The sequence below is a fragment of the Frankia sp. EI5c genome (assembly GCF_001636565.1).
GTDB lineage: Bacteria > Actinomycetota > Actinomycetes > Frankiales > Frankiaceae > Parafrankia.
Window position 1 is genome coordinate 1 of record NZ_LRTK01000057.1, and the last position, 19,827, is coordinate 19,827.

Here is a 19,827-nt window from a genome sequence, read left to right on the forward strand (position 1 = left end):
CGTCACCGCCGCCGATACCGGAGAACAGCAGCTCCGCGCGCGGCTGGGTCTGCCGCCCGGTACTGGACGGGATGACCAGCCGAGAGAAGCGCGGCTGGGCCGGTTCAAACAGACCCAACTCCATACCCGTACCAGTGAGCTTCGACTGGTCATCAGTGAACGGAGTAGTCGCGATGAACACTGTTCCGTCAGCCGCAACCGCCGACATGTAGGCCGCCTGACCCGGCCCGAAACCCCAGCCCGGAACCTCAACCGTGCCGATGGGGGACGACCCATCGAGATCACCAAAGGTGCCCGGCGCACCGAAGATCGACAGCAGGCCCCGCGGGATCTTCCTGGACGACCCGGACGGCGCCGACATCGATCCGTCCGCCGGGCCNGGCACAGCCGAATCCGGCGACCACCAGGGCTGGTTGGCCGGGTCATCGCCGGCGAGCCGCCACGCCGCCGTGCCGCCAGCGGCGAGCGCACCGAGCCCGGCCACCGCGGTGATCAGACGGCGCCGGGTGACCGGCGGGCCGCCAGAACCCGCGGGACGGCGACGCTGATCCTCCGGCGGGCCACCGGAGCCCGCGGGACGGCCGGTCTGATCGGCGGGCGAACCGCCCCACTGCACCCTTGTCGCGTCCGGGTCAATGTCCGCGGAGTCGGGCATCAGATCTGGTCGACCGCTGGCAGGAGGGCGGAAGCGGAGCACCCCGCCGGCAGGGCGACGGCAACCGGAACAGCAACGGAACGCGGCAGGGCCAACCGGGCGGGCTGGCGCCGAACGGGCAGGTTTCGGGCAGACCGGTGGTCGGCCCTGGGGCTGGTCAACGGCACGTGTACTCCGTTCGGGCGGCCCTCCACGGCAGCGCCGGGCATGCACGGATCCGGCCTCGGCGGCATGGAGGATCGGGGCGGGGTGATCAGATCCTGGCTCTGGCACCGCGTACCGCGATGCCCGGTTATGCCGCGGTTATTGAAGAACAGCGGCGGCTGTTCCCCACACTGTTGTCACCAGACACTGGCGGGCCGCACCTCCCCCGGCCCTGAGACGGGCGGGATCGGGCCTGGGCCCCGGCTGACACCCTCCGCTGCCGCGCCCGACGCCCGCGACGGCCTCGTGGGCAGCGAGGGCAGCGAGGGCCTCGGCGTTCCAGCCGGCCGTGCTCCCGCCGACGGTGTTTCCGCCGACGGTGTTTCCGACGGCGAAGGCGCCGGAGCGGACGCGGACCCGGACGCCGGTGCGGGCCCGGCGGCCGCGGCGCGGGCGTCGGCGCGGTGCATGGAATGCACCAGCGCGCCCGCCGCGAGGGCGGTGACGGCCTGGCTGATGAGCACCGCGACAGCGGTGCTCATCGCGTCACCGCCGGCCAGCCCGATCGCCGCCGCGGAGCCCCCGGCGCAGACCGCGAGGACCACGACAACCCGCCGCTGGGCCGATCCCAACAGGTAGGTGGCGAACATCAGGGTCGCGGCGAGGAAGGTCATGCCGAGGGCGAGGATCGACAACGACGAGGCGGCGCCGGTGAGTTCCGGGCCGAACGCGAGCGACAGCAGGGGCTTCGCCGCGACCGCGCCGACGGCTGCGAGCGCGAGGCCCGGGGCGACGACGAGCGCGAGTGCCACGGCGAGCGCGGCACCGGCGCCCCGGCCCTCCGCGCGGCGCCGGGCCGCCTCGGGCAGCAGGAAGTTCGCCACGGCCAGGCCGATGAAGACCGGCACCTTGCAGGCGGTCGCGATCGCCGCGTAGTCGCCGGCGCCGTCGTGATCGAGCCAGCCGACGATCACGACGTCCATGTTCTGCAACAAAGCCAGCGGGACCAGCGCGCCGAGCGCGACCCAGGTGCTGGAGAGCAGCCCCACCCGCCGCATGATCTGTGCCTGCGGGATCGCGAGCGGGCCGGTGGCGGCCAGCGACGCCGACCGGACGGCACGCCGCGGGACGGCGGCCAGTGCCCGTGGCACCTTCGCCAGGCTCTTGCGGGCGTGGTCGGTGCCCAGCGCGACACCCAGCACGAGCCCGAGCCCGGCGCCGTTCACCTTGAGCCCGGCGACGACGAACACGATGATGAGGCCGACCCGGGCGGCCGCCTCGATCACGAAGTTGCCCGCCAGGCGGCGGTAGGCGCCCCTCGCCTGCAGCACTCCGCGCTCGATGCACAGCAGCGTCCACACCGCCGCCCCGATGACGGCCTCGGCGACGGCGAGCGGGTGCGCGTAGGCCAGCAGCGCGGCCAGCGGCCGACAGATCAGCAGCGCCAGGACGGTGGCTGCGAAGACACCGAACAGGCAGCGGCGGCGCAGATGACGAATCCAGGCCCACTGGTCGCGCCGGCTGTCACCGTCGGCGGCCGTCTCCTTCTGGACGACCGCGATGAGCAAGGCGTTGCCGACGACCGAAAGGACCATGAAGATACTGACCTGGACGATCACCGCCCCGTAGGCGGCCGGGTCGAGAACCCGCGCGAGCACCAGGTTCATCAGCAGGTTGAGGCCGTTGGAAAACGCACCCACGACCGCGAGGACCGCGGGGCCGGCAACCATTCCAGCTAGGGTTGCCCGAGCGCGCGTCACTATGCGTCACTCCCTGGTTCCGATCGGCAGTGGCTACCCGGCTCCCCTCCACCGGACGTGAAACAGGTCACGACTCATGATGGCATGATTTGCCGCAATCGTGCGGGGATGGCATGGCCAGAGGCATATGTAGCGCCTCTTATTGGCACAAACGGTCGAGGTGCGGACCGGGCGGCCGGAGCGAGGCCGCGGTCGCCAGGACGGCAACCCGCACCCGGTGCCGACAGCCGCACCGACCTCGGCCCACACCGGGCGCCGGCGGAACCAGTTCTTGATCCGCGTCGGCTCCCCGGCGAGACCATCATCAAGTTCGACGGTCATTTCCAGTTCGGCGGCAGGCCGACAAGCGGGCTCGCGACCTCGGTTCCGTATTGGCTGGCGGCCGGTCGGAAACCTTCCTCTCCACACGGATCACCACGCGCCCAGCCTGGCCACCGGAACCGTTGAGACAGGAACCGGCCGGTGCCGGCTTCAATCGGCGAACTGCCCCCGCGGGTATCGGAAGAGGACGTTGTTGACAAACTTGGCTCCCGAGCCATCGATCACAGCTCGCAGATAGCCATGTTCCGGCTGCCCGCTCATCGCCTTCTGATGCCCGATCAGATCGAACTCGTCGAGCGGAATCCAACGGCCGCCTACCAGCACCAGGCCCTTGTACCCGAAATCGTAGAGGTACTCGATGGTGGGAGCAGCGGGAGATCGGGCTTCTTCGATCTCGACCAGCAGGTTCGGGCGCCATTTCTGGATGATGCCCTCGGCGCCACGCAGCGCGGACAGCTCATGACCCTCGACATCGATCTTGATGAGGCCGACGTCGTCGAGCTCGAGACTGTCGAGGCGGAAGGTCTCGACGGTGACGGACCGCCCGCCCGGGAGCTCACCGAGGGACGCCCGGCCCTCGGTACCGCGCCCTCCCGGCGGCAGGGACAGCGTGGCCGTCCCGGCCTGGTCGGAGGCGGCCTTGGCGATCACTGTGACGTTGGGGGACGCCACGCGGGCGATGAAGGCCGCGAGTTCCGGGTTGGCTTCGACGGTCACCACGCGATGCGCGATACGCGACAGCCAGAAGGTCCAGGGGCCATACCATCCGCCCACGTCCAGCACCGTCTGGCCCGGCGCCACCAGAGATCGAATCTGACCGAGTACCGGCTCGAACCTGCGGTGCGCCAATGCGATGGCGTCTCCGAAGGCGCGATCGGGAATCAACCCGGCGACGACGCTCGAGACTTTCATCTGACGTACCTCTCTGTTGTGTCGCCCAGGGAAGTCCGGCCAAATACCCGTCCAACGGCCGAGCGTCAAGCGACTATCGGCCACTGCGATAGCTTTGTGGGATAATACACCCGGCCATCCCCTCGGTCGCGCCCTCGCGGCCGCATCCCCGTGGGCGGGGTCCAGGGTAATCACCGGGCCCCGCGGGCACGACGATCCGGTATGTGGTAACAGAGTTTGCGGGCGGCTACTTGATCCGAGGTGTGCACGATCGGCCTGCCCGAAGGCCGGCACCGGGGTGTCGGCGGCCACGGCGCACCGCCGGTTCCAGGCCGGGTCCCGAGCAGGGTTACGGCCCCGGCGGCACCGGGCGGTGCTGGACCGGCACGGCGCCGCCGGGATCACGGGCCGGGCTGCCGGGATCACGGGCTGGATCGAGTCCGGGTGTCTGGTGGCCTTCGCCGCCGGCGTCGAATCCGGCACGATCACTATCGCCCGGGGTCAGCGGCTGTCGGTCGGCGTCGCCGAGCGTCGGCTCCGTCCGCTCCGGCACGGCCCCGGCGAGCGTGCTGACGCCGATCCCATCAGCCCCCGAGCCGACCTGGTGGACGGCCCCGTGGGCCAGGGCGACGGCGCCCGCCTCCCGGAGCATGAGATCCAGCGCCTGCCGCAGCCTGGCGTTCTCCTCCCGCAGCCGGCGTAGCTCCGCCAGGTCCGCGAGGTCTCGGCGGTGGTCCTGGCTCCTCGCCGCCTCGGACTGGCGCACCCAGCTACGCAACGTCTCCGCGCTGACCCCCACCTCCGCGGCAACGATCTTGATGGCCTGCCAGTCGGATCGCTGGTTCGACCGGATACGGGCGACTCTGGCCACGGCCAGAGCGCGTATTTGCGGTGGATATCTGGTCGGGCGCCCCATGGCCAGGTGTCTCCTGCGACAGAAAAGGAATTCCTCAACACGGTGGAACACCTTGTGAATGGCTGGCCGTGACCTCTGAATCAACCAGAGAACCACCGAGCACTCTTTCGACGCCGGCGGCACGAGTACTGCGTCTGCACCCCGCCGTCGACCACCGCTCGCGCGCCGGCGGGCGAACCGTGGAAGTACCCACAATGCAAGTCAACCCACTCGGGTGCACTTGCCAACCAAAAGCTCCGGGGTAGGACTATGACAGAAAGCTTGCACGCTGTCAGCAGGTCGGTACGACCCGGTTGTCGCCACCCGCGGCGCCCGGACCCCTCGCGATGGAAACCCGCAGGTCAGCTGGCGGCATCCAGGTCAACCCCCACCCGACCCGATAGCCCGGGCATCCGGTCTCGGAACCGGAGCGGTGCGGTGCGGCGACAACCCCTGCCTACACTGGGGTTCGCGGTCTGCTTCCCTACCAAGACACCAGTGTTTCCAGCGGGTAACGCCTTTCTGTGTGTCCGACATCACATTTGTTCCCGAGAGTGACGCGAGGGCCGGTCGGGTCGGGAAGCGACGCCACGAGGAACCTCGGCAGCGCGGATTTATGCCCGGTTTGAGCACCGCTCGCCGTCACCTTGGGTGATGGCGTTCAGCAGTAGGCCGTCACTCCTCCGGAATTCCGTCACGGACCGTGAAGCGGGATTTCTTGAGCGAGTTGCGCCGGATGTTTCAGGGCTGTCATTTTTGGCCGTCGTTGTGGCCCCCGTTCCCCTCCGGGGGCCACAACGACGTCGCGCCCCAAAACGCATCCGGATCGGAGTCCACGTGCTAAGGGCCTCTCCATCACGCCGCCGCAAACCTCTCGTCCCTGTCCTCTGTTTATTGCTGGCCGCCGTTCTGGCGACCACGGTCACCGAGTTTCTGCCAGCGTTGCGCTCGACCGCGTCGGCCGCGCCCGCGGAGCCTGCGGAAGCCAGGCCCACCGGCCCGGCCGAGCGGCCGGACTTCATCTCGGCGCAGCTCGCCGCGCATGCGGAGAAGCGGCGGATCGAGGTGACGGACGAGCGGACGGAGACGACGTCGACGTTCGTGAACCCGGACGGCACCGTCACCGTGGAGTCGTTCGCGGGTGTGCACCGGATCCGTCGGGGTGACGGCTGGGTGCCGGTCGACCCGACGTTGGTCCTGGTCGACGGCAAGGTGACGCCGAAGGCGGCGAAGGCGGACATCGTGCTGTCCGCGGGCGGCAAGGCCGGTGGCGACATCGCCCGGCTGGCCGACACGGGCAAGGAGGTCGCGTTCGCCTGGCCGACCGCGCTGCCCGCGCCCGAGCTGGACGGGAACATCGCCACCTACAAGGCGGTGGCCAAGGACACCGACCTGCAGGTGGAGGTCACCCCGACCGGGTTCGACGTGCGGATCGTCGCGCACACCCCGGCCGCGGCGCAGGCGGCGCTGAGCCTGCCGATGCGTCTGAAAGGCGTGACGGCGGAACGGACGTCCGGCGGCGAGCTGCGGTTGTCCGCCGGCGGGAAGCTGGCCGCGCGCTCCCCGACCCCGCTGATGTGGGACGCGCACGTCGACGAGAAGACGGGCCTGCCGGACCGCACCCGCACCGTCGACGCGGCGCTGGACGGCGCGGGCACTGCCACCCCGACCCTGGCGCTGCGGCCTGACAAGGAGTGGCTGACCGCCGCGGACCGGCAGTACCCGGTGACGATCGATCCGGCCGCGGTCCTGCCGGACAACCTCGACACCGACGTGGCCAGCGCCTACCCGACCACCAACTTCGACACCTACCAGTACCTGCGGGTGGGTGCCTACCTGGGGTCGGTGCAGCGGGCTTTCCTGAAGTTCGACACCACCGCCATCGAGGGCCGGCACGTCACCGCCGCCACCCTGGACCTGTGGCAGGCCGGGTCGACGACCTGTGACGACCAGCCGACGATCGTGCAGGGCTCCGCGAGCCTGCCGTCCGGCGCGACCTGGAACACCCAGCCCGCCTCCGACGGCGTGACCTGGGCGTCCGCCAGCTTCAACGAGGGTGCCGACAACAGCTGCGGCGCCGGCCCGGTCAGCATCGACGTCACGAGCCTGGTGCAGGCGTGGTCGTCGAACGGTCAGCCCTCACCCGAGACGCTGACGCTGCGCGCCGGCAACGAGAGCCTGGACGCCCAGTTCAAATCCTTCTACTCCGCTGACACGGTCCTCAAGCCGCAGATCGCCACCACCTACAACTCCTACCCGGGCACGGTCGCGAACCGCTCGACCTCGCCGTGCTCGGCGCAGTGCGGCGGCAGCCCGGCCACCGTGCTGACGAACAGCCTCCGGCCGGTCCTGTCGGGCGCGGCGACCGACGCGGACGGCGCGCCGCTGCGGCTGGACTTCGAGGTGTGGAACTCCGCCGGCACCACCAAGATCACCGATGGGTCGGTCTCCAACATCTCCCCGAACGCCACCGGCTCCTGGACAGTGCCCGCCAGCGTGCTGACGAACGGCACCAGCTACCAGTGGCGGGCCCGGGCCTACGACGGCGCCGACTACTCCCAGGCGTGGTCGGACTGGATCCCGTTCACCGTCGACACCACCGCTCCCTCCGCACCGACATCGCTGACATCGGCGGCGTGGACATCGGGCGGGTGGGCCACCGCCACGTCGGGCACCGTCTCGTGGACGTCTCCCGGTGGTGACACCGCGGGCTTCCTCTACGGCCTGGACGAACCTTCCCCCAGCACCGAGACCACCGGCACGACCACCCCGACGCTGAACCCGACCGCCNGGCTACACACGTTCTACGTCCGAGCCAAGGACAAGGCCGGCAACCTCTCCCCGGTCGCCTCCTTCCCCTTCGGCGTCGGTACCGGGGCGCTCGCCAGCCCGGCGGAGAACGCCCGGGTGCAGCGCTTCGTCGTGCTGGAAGGGCAGGCGCCGAGCACCCAGGTGTCGGTGACCTACCAGTACCACCTGGGCACCAGCGGGAGCGCAACCTGGCATGACGTCCCCGTCGCCGACACGGTGATCGAGGGCACCGCCACGAATCCCACCTGGCCGGCGCCGCGTAACGGCTCCGGGGTGTTCGACCGGCTGAACTGGAACGTCGGCTTCACCCTCCAGGGCGGCGACGACGGGCCGATCCAGCTGCGGGCCTGCTTCCGGACCTCCGGCGGGACCGTCTCCTGCACCGCCGCCCGCACCGTGCAGTACGCCCGCAACGCCTTCGGGGACTCGAACGCGACCACTGCGGTCGGACCGGGTTCGCTGGCGCTGCTGACCGGCGACTACTCCCTGTCCGCCACCGACGTGTCGATGCCCACCTACACCGGCTCCCTCACCGTCGGCCGCACAGCCACGAGCCTGACCCCGCCCGCCGCGACCAGCGACCCGGCCGGCGTCTTCGGCCCGGGTTGGACCTCGGACCTACAGGGCCCGGAGACCGGGGTCGGGGCCGTCACCCTGACGGACAAGACCTCGACCACGAACACGGTGACACTGACCTCCAGCGAAGGCGCGGCGTCGGCCTACACCCGGACCGGATCAGGCTCCTACCCGTACAGCTACGTCGGTGTCGCGGACGCCGCCGTCGACGGATCGAAGCTGGTCAAGGACTCCGCCACCCAGTTCACCCACACCGGCGCTGACGGCACGAAGACCGTGTTCGTTTCCAAGACCGTCGGCTCGGCCACCATCTGGGTCGTCGACCGGGTCGAGCAGCCCGGCTCCGCCACCACATCCACCTACACCACCGACGGCAACGGCCGCGTCACCCGCATCCTCGGCCCCGTGCCGGCCGGGGTCACCTGCACCACCCTCGTCGCCGGCTGCCGGGCCCTCACGTTCACCTACGCCACCTCCACCACCGCGACCGGCACCACCCCCGTCACCTGGGGCAACTACAACGGCCGGCTCGCCAGCATCTCCATGGCGCTCAACGGCGCCTCCGCCGTGACCGTCGCGCAGTACCGGTACGACAACACCGGGCATCTGCGCGAGTACTACGACCCGCGGCTTGACAGCGGCGGCGCGCACCTCGCCACCACCTACGCCTACAACGCCGCCGGCCAGGTCAGCTCCTACACCCNGCCCGGGCAGGCGACCTGGTCCTTCGGCTACGACATCTACAACCGGATCACCACCGTCTCCCGGCCCCGGCCCACCAGCGGCACCGCCACCCAGACCGTCGTCTACGGCGTAGCTCTCACCGGCGGCAGCGCACCGATCGACATGGCCGCGGGCGTCGTCGACGACTGGGGACAGCGCGACCTGCCCGCCTGGGGCGCCGCCGTGTTCCCCGCCAGCCGCGTCCCCTCCAACCCGCCCATCGCCGCCGACTGGCCCTACGCCGACATCACCTACCTCAACGCCGACGGCCGGCAGGTGAACTCCGCCTCCTACGGCAACGGCGCCTGGCAGATCACCACCACCGAACACGACCCCAACGGCAACGTGGTCCGTGAGCTCACCGCGGAGAACCGCAACCAGGCCCTCACCCCCACCGCCGACACCGACCCCACCGTCACCGCCGTCACCGACTCCGCCGCCCGCGCCCAGCTCCTCGACACTGACACCGGCTACAGCGCCGACGGCGTCGTGGTCACCGACACCTTCGGCCCGACCCATCGCATCGTCGACGACACCGGCGCCCAGTACTCAGCCCGTGCCCACATCCACACCGACTACGACGAAGGCGCACCGTCCTCCACCGACCCCTACCGGCTCCCGACCACCGTCACCACCACCATCCGCCTCGCCAACGGATCGGACATCCAGCCACGCAAGACGATCAACGGGTATGAGGCCAAGAGCGGCGCATCCGCCGACACGTCCGGTTGGACTCTGCGCACGCCGACGACCGTCGCGACCTGGATGGGCGGCGGAGCAAACCCGGACATCATCCGCACCACCTACTACAACTCCGCCGGAAACCCCGTAGAGGTCCGCCAGCCGAAGGCAAACGCCACCGGGACCGACGCCTACACCACCGTCATCTCCTACTTCGCAGCTACCGGATCCGGCGGCTGCGTGAATGCCTCCTGGACCGGCCTCGTCTGCACCACCGGCCCCGCCGCCCAGCCCTCCTCAGGCAACCCGCTGCCGGTCACCAGCTACACCTACAACGACCTCAACCAGCCCCTGACCAGGGTCGACACCGTGGTCTCCGGGTCCACGACCACCCGTACCACCACCTACACCTACGACACCGCCGGCCGGAGAACCTCCGAAGCCCTCGCCGCCAGCCCAGCCGCGAACGGCGGTACCGCCGTACCGACCGCCACCTACGGCTACAGCACCACCACCGGCCGGCCCACCACCACAACCGCGTCGTCGATCACCCTGACCACCGGCTACGACACCTGGGCCAGATCACCTCCCAGACCGACGCCGACAGCAACACCACAACCACCACCTACGACATCGACGGCCAGGTCGCCACCCTCGACGACGGCAAAGGCACCTATTCCTTCACCTACGACACTGCCACCGAGCACCGTGACCTCATAACCAGCCTGGGCGTCGGTGCCGGTGCCGCACCGTCAACCTTCACCGCCTCCTACGACGGCGACGGGAAGCTGACCTCCCAGACCTATCCGAACGGCCTCGTCGCCACCACCCGTTACAACAGCGCAGCCGAAGCCACGAGTCTGGTCTACGCCAAATCCGGGACCACCTGGCTGACCTTCTCCCAGGCCAGATCCATTCACGGACAGGTCCGCGAGGACTCCACCCCACCGGCCGGGAAATTCGTCAGCTATGATCCCGCCGGCCGCCTCAGCAGCGTCATCGACTCGGTCAGCTACGGCGGACCCAGAATCTGCACCACCCGCACCTACACCTACGACGCGGACTACAACCGCACCGCGTTGAACAGCTATCCCGATGCCGGCGGCCAGCCCAACACCGGCAACTGCTCCACCGCAACCACCCCGCAGGTCCTGTCGCACACCTATGACCAGGCCGACCGGATCACCGATACCGGCTACACCTACGACCTCTTCGGCCGCACCACGGCCGTACCCGCCGCCGACGCAGGCGGAACCGCACTCACCCTCGGCTACTATGCAAATGACCTGGTCGCATCCCAGACTTCGGGTTCCACAACCCGCTCGTACGCTCTCGACCCGGCACGCCGCTTCCGCTCGTGGACAGACGGCTCCGTCACCTCGACAAACCATTACGCCACCGCCAGCACCGACAGCCCGAGCTGGATCGGCGTCACCGGCGGAGCCTGGACCAGGAACATCCCTGGTATTCAGGGCGGCCTCGCCGCGGTACAGGACAGCTCCGGGGCGGTCGTCCTGCAGTTGGCCAATCTTCACGGCGACATCGTCGCGACCGTGGCCGACGACGTCAGCGTAACTTCCATCGCCAACTACGCCGGATCCAACGAGTACGGGATCCCCTACTTCACGAGCACTGCCTACGCCCGCTACGGATGGCTTGGCGGAGAACTGCGCTCCCGCGACAGCCTCGGCGGCCTAACCCTTATNGGCGTCCGCCTCTACAGTCCCTATTCCGGCCGCTTCCTCTCGACCGACCCTGTTTTCGGCGGCTCAGCGAATCCGTACGACTACGCACTCCAGGACCCGTTGAACACAGTCGACCTGGACGGACTCTTCACCACTCCTGCGCAGATCTACAGCTGCGCGACGGGACTAGCACTGACGTGCACGACCTCCCTTAGAGGCACCTACCCTGAAGATTGGAGTAGATGGCATAACTACCGCCGCATCCTCAGCACCTACTACGACAGCAGAGTCAGGATCGTCCGATTCTACGTACACCGATACTTCCCCCAGCTCCGCAAGCTCCAGAAGATCTACTACTACTACGAAGAAAAACAGGAGAGAAAGCGTTGGGCCTGGGCCCCGGACAAGGTGGACAAAAACACCACGATGAGGTATTTGCGCTTCGTCGCGTGGTGGGCATGACCCGCTAGGTAACCGGCTGGTCGGCATCCACCAGGATGCCGACCAGCCCGGCGATCGTCGCACCGACCAGCGCAGCCGGCTCACCACACCGCCTACACGGCTGCCACCGCGTCGAAGCGAGTACGCGGTCCACGACGAGCCGCCGCGACCCGCACGGAGGTCGGCTGGGGCGGCTCAGGAGGACTCGGGAAGCAGCGCGGTGATCAGGCTGTCCATGCTCTCCTCGTAGATCTCCACGAACCGGGCAATCCCGGCGGCGTCGAACAGGCGCCGGTGGTGGCAGAAGGTCAGGCGGAGGTGGTCGCCGTTGCCGGCGGCGCAGATGAGGAGACCCTGCGGCATTCCGGTGGTGCCGATGAAGGACAGGCCGGTGATACGCACGGTGCCACCCGGCGCGAACCGGCGGCGGTCGACGCGGCTGATGTTGCTGACCGCCACGCTCGGCGCGAGGAACGGGCGGGTCATGGACGCGATGCAGCGCAGGACGGTGGTCCGCAGCGATCGCGGCACGGCCGCCATCATGGTCCGCACCGCGGCGGTGAGACCGTTGCCCGCCCAGCCGGTCGGATTCCGTTTGGCGGCGAGGGTCTGCTCCACCACGGCCGCAGCGAGAAGGCCCGGCACCGCACGCTGAGCGGCGGAGGAACTGATCATCACCTGGCCCGACCGGTTGCCCAGATCCCGCGCCTCCCCGGGATCCGGTGACCTCGCCGCGATCGGCATGCGGACGAGCACCCTGCCGCCCGGGCGGCCGTGCTCGGCGTTCCAGCGCCCCACCGCCAGGTGCGCGGCCGCGATCAGCAGGTCGTTCACCGTCATCCGCCGGCCGTCCGCCAGCGGCATGGGAGGCGGCACGGGCAGGTCGACGGGGTGCACGCCATACCCCTGAGCATGGCTCGGACCGCACGGCACGAGGTGCGGCACGACCCGGCGGCCGATCGGTGCGCCGATGGTCGCCGCCCCGGCCCCGAGTGGCGCGCCGGCGCCCCTGGTCCGTGCCGAGGGACGGCGGGAGAGCCCGTGTTGACAGTGCCGCTGGAGCGGGTTCGCGGGCCCCTGGCGCGGGGCCGCCGGCCGCTGAGGCCCGGCCGCCGGTCGCTGCGGTGCTCGTCCACCGACCACCTCACAGACGGGGTGAGCGGCAGCGTAGCCAGCGATGATCTCCTGGAGGAGGGTGAGGACGCTCATCCCGTCCAGCGCCACGTGGTGCGCGACGAGGCCGACGACGTCGCCCGTCGGCCGGTGCGCGAGCAGCAGGCGAATGGGCGGCTGTGCCCGCAGGTCGAAGGGGCGGGAGCACAGGGACTCCACCGCACGCCAGATCGCCCGCTCGGCTTCCGCCTCGCCCAGGGACGCAGTGTGGATTTCATAGATTAGATCCGAAGCCTGGTCCGGGTCCGCCGAGAAGTCCCAGGCTGACGGTGCGCCGACCCCACCGGCCAGCCGTGCTCTGGCGATCGGATAGTCGCGCAGGGCCCGTTCCAGCGAGTGGCGCAGGCCCGCCGGCTGGATCGCGGCGTCCGTCTCCACGATCAGGCCGACGGTGAGCGGCGATCGTTTCCGGTCCGACGCGACGATCATTTCCTCGTCGAGGGTAAGGGCCCGCCGTCGTCCAACCTCCGGCCGCCAGGCCGCCGGGGCGTCCCCGCCATCGGGCCGGGCCGCCGTCCCGGTCTCGCCACGCTGCGGTTGCGGGCCGCGAAAGTTCCCGCCACCCATCGCCATGGTGGCCGGACGGGCGGATGGCCCCGGTGCACCCCTGCTCAGCAAGGACATCCATCCGCCCCTTCCGTTCAGTCGCTGATCGTGCCTTCGGGAGGGCACGGCCGACCGCCTCTCGGCGGCGGGACCTCGCCTATCGAGCCACCCGGCAGTCGCCCGCCGGACGGGACGGAACCGCCCGTGCCCGCCGGCTGGCGCCGCACGGCATTGTCCTCCAACAAGTTGGGCACATGCACAAATTCGGTACCACTTTCGGGCCACTTCCGGTCCGGATCCGCCGGGCGAAGAGCGAGCGCGGAGGCCGTCGCGGCGAAGGCGAGGGCGCCGAGGGCCTGGGCGGGCCAGCTGAACGCGCCCTCACCCGAGAACGGGATGGCGCTCGGAACGGTCGCCACCACGATCCCGGAACCGACCATGCCGGCCAGCGCCAGCAGACCCGGCAACCAACGCAGCCGCCGGCCGAGCAGCACGATCAGCGGGACGACCAGCGCGACCGGGCCCGCGACCAGGAAGACCGCCAGGGTCGCCAACGCCAGGCCCCCCCACAGGGGCGGCACCCGCAGGCGCCCCAGCGACCGCATCCCGGGCAACCGGGCGGGACTGAGACGGGTCAGGCGGTCAGCGAGGCCGGTACCGCCCCCGCGCTCCTGGCGCCCGCGCCGGCGCTCGGCGCCCACGGAGTCGGGGACGACGGCGATGGCGAGGAGGATGAGCACCAGGCCGAGCCCGATGAGCAGGTTGCGGCGGAATGCCTGACCGGGGTGGTTCTCGATGACGATCGTCCCGCCCTCCCCCGCGGGGACGATCCAGCCCTGGGCCCAGCCGTCGATGCGCACCGCGGTGAGCTCCGTGCCGTTCAGCGTCGCCGTCCAGGAGGCGTTCGCGTTCTCCCGCACCGAGACGAACGACGCGGCGCCGGCGCCGATCTCGACGGTGCGCAGCTCGGAGTCCCAGTGCCCGATCGCTGTCGTCCTGGGCTTGTCCGCACTCACGGCGGCGCCGTCGCCGACCATGCTGATCGAGTCGACGACCATGGTCGAACCGCCGAGGTCGACCGACAGCAGGTGCGTGCCCGCGCCGAGGCTGAGCTGGCTGTTCTCCGTGCACAGCTTCAGCTGGAACGGCCGGGCCGTGGCGATGTTGCTGTAGACGCCGGAGATCTCCAGTTCGTAGCGGACACCGTCGATGATCAGCGACGGCCCCTCCCCGCAGGGGATGACCAGCGGCGCGTTGGAGTTGTTGACCGCGGAGCCTGCCGGTGGTGGCAGGGCGGTGACGGTGCCCTTGAGGGTGAAGGTCATCTGGCGCGGCGAGTCGAACCTGCGGCCGAAGGTGAGCTCCTCCGAGCCGCCGAAGGGCTGCAGCGGGTCGACCCGGTAGCGCTCGAACGAGTAGGCGACGAGCCCCTCGCTCAGGGACTCGAACGCGCCCGTCAGGTCGGACGGCGTCTGCGCGTACCGGTGGAAGCTCGCGCCGGGGATATCGATCTCGCGAATCCCGGCCCCGAGCGACGGGTCGGCCTCGTTGGTGACCTTCTCCAGTGTGATCCGGAACCAGCGGCTCTCCCCCGCCGGCACGTCGAGACGCTGGATGTCCTCGATCGGCTTGACCTGGGTGACGACGGAGCCGCGCTCGGTGGTGACCCGCAGCGCGTGCACCTCCGGCCGCCATTCCCCCTCCGCCAGCAGCCGGACCTCGATGTAGGGCGCCTCGAGCTCCCGGCCGACGTCGAGCGTGATCGACTCACCCTGTGAGGTGCCACCATGCCGGCGCAGCGCCGTCCAGGCCGTCGACGTCTGGCCGTCGACGGCGGACTGCGGCGCGAAGTCGGGGGCGGTCGTCAGCTCGTAGCCGTAGGACGACGCGGTGACCGACATGCCGTCGGCGTAACCGGCGACCGTCTGGTGCCCGGCCGTCGGCCGGTCGGTCCACTGGGTGGGCGGCTCGTTCTCGCCGGCGACGTTCTCGTCCGCGCCCAGCAGGTAGGACGTCCCGTCGTGCACGATGCCGAAGGTGAAGTCACGGCGCGTGTTGGTGTCGGTCACCGCGAGGGCGGTGGTCGGGGTGATGACCGCAGAGGCGGGGGGTGGTTCGGCGATCGGGGCGAGGGTGGTCGTGGGGTCGGCGTCGTATCCGCCCGCCGCCGCCGAGTACTCGTCGGCTTCGGCGAGGTCACTCGCCAGGACGGTCGCGCGGTCCTGCCCGAGCAGACCCTGGTCGGCGAGCTGCACGGTCGCCTCCGGCCCGCCGGACACGACGACGCCGGTGCTGAGCGGGTATGCCTGGACCATGCGGGCGCCCCCGGGCACCATCCAGACCTCCAGGGACGGCACCCGCTCCTCCGACCGGCGCAACGACTGGATCAGGCGGGCCTTGGAGCTGGTGCGGGCCTCCGTGGTCGGCCCGAAGGAAGCCGCCAGCTGCAGGCCCGAGCTCGCCAGAGCGCGGTGCAGCTGGTCGGTGGACGGGGGGATGTCCCAGTCCTTGATCTCGATGTCGTTGCGGAGGAGCACCATGCCCACACCAGCCCTGGCCAGCGTCGTCGACAGCCCCGGCGAGTCGCCGGTCGCCATCATCTCCTCAATGCCGTCCATCAGCCGGGTCGCGCCGACACCGCCCAGCGGAATCAGGCTGCGCACGCCCCAGGGCGACCTGGCGAGCCACTGCAGCGGCTCGTCGAGCGGCCGGCCCCACGAGTACTCGCCGAACGGGGCGCCGGGCAGCACGAGGGTGCGGCCGCCTTCGGGATGATCGGCGAGCCATTCCGCGGCCTCGGTCCAGTAGGACGGCACCTTGTCGAACGGTCGGGGCTGCAGGCCCTTGCCCTGCAGCAGCGGAAGCATCGCGACGACCAGGGCGGCGACCGTGGCCAGCGACACCACGGCGGGCAGGACGCGGCGCCGGGACGCCACCGGCTCGCCGTCGGGCCTGGCCGCCCGCGAGATGGACAACGCCACGGTGTCCTCGTCCCGCGCGACGGTGTCCTCGTCCCGCGCGGGCTGGTCGGACGGACCGCCCCGCCGGCCGGAGCCGAGCCGCGGCAGACCACGGCCGCGCAGCGGGCCGCGACCGGGCTGCCGCGCGGGCGCCTGGCCGGGGCGCCAGGCCAGGGTCACCGCGAGGATGTGCGCCAGGCCCAGCGCCAGTGGCAGGCGCACCACGGGCTGGAACTTGTAGACGTTGCGGAGGAAGCCGAAAGGCTCGGACAGCAGCGAGCGCAGCCCGCTGGCCAGCGGGCTGACGGGTTCCCCCGAGTACGACGAGGAGACCGCGACGACGCCGACGAGCAGGGTGACCAGCATGAATCGTCGCGCCGGCAGGTCTCGGCGAGCGAGGCCGACCAGGCCGAGCCCGGCCACCAGCGCGGAGGCGACGATCGGCGCGACGCTGGAGACGTACTCCCGGGCCGCGGGCAGCCAGGCCATCGGCAGCGCCAGGTAGGCCATCCAGTCCGCGGCGCCGCGCAGCGTCTCCCCGACCGAGGTCGTGGCGGTGGTGGTCTCGACGGTTTCGGTGAAGGGCAGGAAGTTGATCCCGTAGCGGCCCTGGACGAGCAGCGACATGACCCACCACGCGGTCGCCAGCACCACGCACAGAAACCACCAGGCCCGCAGTGCCCACGCGCGCCGCCCGCCACCCGCGAACACCAGCACCACAGCCGGGCAAAGCAGGACACAGAGGGTGACGGTCGCGTTGATGCCACCGGTACCCAGCACGGCCAGCCCGGACAGTGCCGCGGCACGCCGCGGGGAGAGCCGGCCCGCCGTCAGCTCCCGGGCGCGCTCACCGCCGTCGTCGCGATACCCGGTGTCGGCCCCGCCCGCGCCGTCCGGGCGCAGCGCCAGCAGCAGCGGGATGACCATCCAGGGCAGCATGGCCGCGCCGGCCAGCGCCACCGACGTCGCGCCGATCTTGCCGAGGAACATCGGCGACAGCGCGAAGCTCAGCCCCGCCAGGAAGCGGGAGAGGTGGTTGCCGACCCCGAGCACCTCGGCGAGCCGGACCGTGCCCCACGCCGCCAGGGTGAGCAGGACGGCCATCCACAGCCGCTGGGTGATCCACGGCGGGACGCCGAGGACGTCGCCGATCCCGAAGAACGGGCCCATCGGGAACAGGTAGCCGGCGTACTGGTTGGGCAGGTAGCCGAAGTCGGACGTCGAGTTCCACAGGTGGGTGGCGGCCGCCATGAAGCGCCATGGCTCGAGCGGGACGTCCAGCTTGGTGTCGGCCGTCAGCTTGCCGGGAGCCTGCAGCATGAACAGGGTGACGAACCCGACGAACATCGCCACCAGCGACCAGCGGGAGGCCCGGTCGGGTCCTCGGCGCGACTGGCCGGCACGCAGGCGGGCGACCCCGGGAAGGTGGAGGCGTCCAGCAGGGGGCCGCACGGGCTCGGGTTCACCGGCCGGGTCGGTCAGACCCGGCCGAACGGCGCTTTCGGCCGGGATGGCAGAGATGTGAGGCTCCAGGCGCTGGTCGGGACTGGCCCGACTTTCGATCGTCACGCGGAACGGTCCGGTACCGGTCCTGTCCGTGATGTCGAGGGACGTTCGAGCCAGCGGTGCGGGCCAGTGCGATCATTCAGACCACACCGCCCCACAGTATTCGGTGCCATGGCGAGGGTTGTCCGCCGGGTGCGTGGCCTGGCGGCACTCACGGCGCTGGGTATCCCGGGACGTCACGGAGGGCGCCCGGGGGAATTAACCATCCGGACGCGCAGAGCAGGGCCTGCTCCCGGGAGGCGGCATCGGCGGCCGGGTTGGACGCCGACCTCGGAGCCGGGGCTCCCCCGCTGGTGCCGGGCGGCACGGCCGCCTCGGCCGCGGCCGGAGCCGGGCCGGCGGGGCGAACCGGCGCGGGCGGGCGAACCGGCGCGGGCGGGCGAACGGGTGCGGGCGGGCGGACCCGGGCGGGATGCGCCGGCGGCAGGACGAGCGCGGGGGCGAACGGCTCCTGGCCGGCGGGCCCCGCCGTCTCGCGGTTCGGCGGCTGGGCGCCCGACCCCGCGAGCGCGGGACGCGACGGCGCCAGCGGCCGCGGGGGCACGGGGCCACCCACCAGCTCGGAAGTCTCCACGACCGCCAGCTCGTCGAGCCGCTCCCGGCGGGCGACCGAGGTGAGGCCGCCCCGGTTGAGGTACCGGCGGGCGCGCACGACGTCGACGATCATGGCGGGGGTGTGCCTGCTCATGCGGAAGGTGCCGCCGGGGGTCTCGTTCCAGCGCACCGGAACCTCGGCGATGCGGTAGCCGATGGAACGCGCGATCGACAGCACCTCGACGTCGAAGCCGAAGCCCGTCGACCGGGTGAGACTGAACAGGATCTTGGCCTCGGCGTGCCGGAAGGCCTTGAAACCGCACTGGGTGTCGGCGACGTCGAGCGCCACCAGCGAGCGGGTGAGCTGGTTGAACGCCCAGCTGCCGGCCTTGCGGCCGCTGGTCCTGGTCGCTCCGGCGCCGATGCGGCGCGAGCCGAGCGCGACCTCCGCGTGCTCGAGCGCGGCGAGCAGCAGCGGCAGGTCGGCCACGTCGGAGGCACCGTCGGCGTCCATGAAGACGATCGCCTTGCCGTGGGCGGCGGCGACGCCGGCACGCACGGCGGTTCCCTTGCCGCAGTTCCAGGGCANCCGCACCACGCGGTGGTTCGGATGGCCGCACAACAGTTCCTCGGCGACGCGGGCGGTGCCGTCCGTACTGCCGTCGTCGACGACGATCACCTCGGACCTGGTGATCCGGGCTACCGCCGTCAGCAGGCCGGGCAGGGACTTCGGCAGCCGAAGCGCCTCGTTGTAGGCGGGAATCACGACGGTCACGGGCACTCGGTCCACTACTCACCCCTCGGCAGTGACGACAGGTGTGATGACCGGAGCCTCACCGGATGAACTATGTCCGCGGCGCCCAGTCTGAATTGCCGAGTTTCGGACGACTTGCGTTGTCTGTCAACTTCATCCCACCTCGGCACTGCCTGCGCATCCGGCGGCCACCCCGCCCCGCGCTCACCAGCCATGTCGACACACAACATCAACCGCCGGTTGTTGGTCAGCATACGGATTGACTGGATGCGCGATGCCGCCGGGCGGCCGCGGTTGTTGAGCGGCATGCGAATGGTCGACATTCTCCCACCGACCGGAATCACCCCGCTACGCATCGCCATAATCACCTCTCGAGAGCCTCCGGCCTGTCACCTGCGGAAACAGGCCTCGAAGCGGCAGCCGTCGAAGGTCCACCGGCGTTGCCGACGTAGACACTGGCACGGCCCGCCAGACGGTGCGCCGCCCGCAAGCGGCCGCGGCGGGCTCCCCGAGGTCACCCAGCGGCCGGCTCCCCGGCCCGGGCACCCGCCGACACGCGGCTCAGAAAACGCCGAACACCCGCCGCCACCAGGGAATTTCCGGGGTGGTCATGCAGGGAATGAACCAGCGTCCGTGATCCTGAAATGCAGGTCGTCACTACGGCCACGGAATGGCACCATCGAGCGGGCCTCGAGTGACCGCCGCGCCCCA

8 protein-coding genes and 3 pseudogenes are annotated in these 19,827 nt (G+C 70.7%); 4 read left to right on the forward strand and 7 right to left on the reverse strand.

Going from position 1 to position 19,827, the window contains the following annotated elements; genetic code table 11:
• Positions 1–996: 996 nt before the first annotated feature.
• The 3 genes from UG55_RS20310 to UG55_RS20320 all read right to left on the reverse strand — a co-directional run bounded on the left by UG55_RS20310 (position 997) and on the right by UG55_RS20320 (position 4,687).
• Positions 997–2,529 carry a lipopolysaccharide biosynthesis protein gene (locus UG55_RS20310; protein WP_242424839.1) on the reverse strand — a complete coding sequence of 511 codons (1,533 nt, stop codon included), beginning with the start codon at positions 2,527–2,529 and terminating at the stop codon, positions 997–999.
• A 501-nt stretch (positions 2,530–3,030) separates the two neighbouring features.
• Positions 3,031–3,861 carry an FkbM family methyltransferase gene (locus UG55_RS20315; protein ID WP_242424840.1) on the reverse strand — a complete coding sequence of 277 codons (831 nt, stop codon included), beginning with the start codon at positions 3,859–3,861 and terminating at the stop codon, positions 3,031–3,033.
• A gap of 259 nt (positions 3,862–4,120) precedes the next feature.
• Entirely contained in the window at positions 4,121–4,687 is a 567-nt protein-coding gene (locus UG55_RS20320) for a transposase (protein ID WP_083987025.1), read from the reverse strand.
• 873 nt (positions 4,688–5,560) lie between these two features.
• On the opposite strand from UG55_RS20320, the gene UG55_RS39960 reads away from it, so the two are divergent.
• The 4 genes and pseudogenes from UG55_RS39960 to UG55_RS39975 all read left to right on the forward strand — a co-directional run.
• A partial coding sequence (locus UG55_RS39960; RefSeq protein WP_242424841.1) for a DNRLRE domain-containing protein occupies positions 5,561–7,456 on the forward strand: 1,896 nt, incomplete at its 3' end.
• A gap of 1,301 nt (positions 7,457–8,757) precedes the next feature.
• Positions 8,758–10,177, forward strand: a pseudogene (locus tag UG55_RS47725) (sugar-binding protein); the annotation flags it as partial.
• Positions 10,178–11,010: 833 nt separating this feature from the next.
• A partial coding sequence (locus UG55_RS39970; RefSeq protein WP_242424851.1) for a hypothetical protein occupies positions 11,011–11,162 on the forward strand: 152 nt, incomplete at its 3' end.
• 1 nt (position 11,163) lies between these two features.
• A pseudogene (locus UG55_RS39975) lies at positions 11,164–11,604 on the forward strand (RHS repeat-associated core domain-containing protein); the annotation flags it as partial.
• A gap of 174 nt (positions 11,605–11,778) precedes the next feature.
• Here UG55_RS39975 and UG55_RS20330 read toward each other — a convergent pair.
• From UG55_RS20330 to UG55_RS39980, 4 genes and pseudogenes are all read right to left on the reverse strand, one after another.
• Positions 11,779–13,185: a condensation domain-containing protein gene (locus UG55_RS20330; RefSeq protein ID WP_066071685.1), complete on the reverse strand. Its 1,407-nt coding sequence runs from the start codon at positions 13,183–13,185 to the stop codon at positions 11,779–11,781.
• Positions 13,186–13,397: 212 nt separating this feature from the next.
• Positions 13,398–17,714 (reverse strand): DUF3367 domain-containing protein, encoded by a 4,317-nt coding sequence (locus tag UG55_RS20335; protein WP_242424842.1) that lies wholly within the window; start codon positions 17,712–17,714, stop codon positions 13,398–13,400.
• A 265-nt stretch (positions 17,715–17,979) separates the two neighbouring features.
• The coding region (locus UG55_RS20340; RefSeq protein ID WP_242424843.1) for a glycosyltransferase at positions 17,980–18,950 on the reverse strand (971 nt) is incomplete at its 5' end.
• Position 18,951: 1 nt separating this feature from the next.
• A pseudogene (locus tag UG55_RS39980) lies at positions 18,952–19,152 on the reverse strand (glycosyltransferase); the annotation flags it as partial.
• Between the last annotated feature and the right edge of the window lie 675 nt (positions 19,153–19,827).

Bases quoted from the DNA above. Each gene is read 5' to 3' on its own strand.
- UG55_RS20310 (WP_242424839.1), bottom strand. From the start codon at position 2,529: ATGGTTGCCGGCCCCGCGGTCCTCGCGGTCGTGGGTGCGTTTTCCAAC.
- UG55_RS20320 (WP_083987025.1), bottom strand. From the start codon at position 4,687: ATGGGGCGCCCGACCAGATATCCACCGCAAATACGCGCTCTGGCCGTG.
- UG55_RS20330 (WP_066071685.1), bottom strand. From the start codon at position 13,185: ATGATCGTCGCGTCGGACCGGAAACGATCGCCGCTCACCGTCGGCCTG.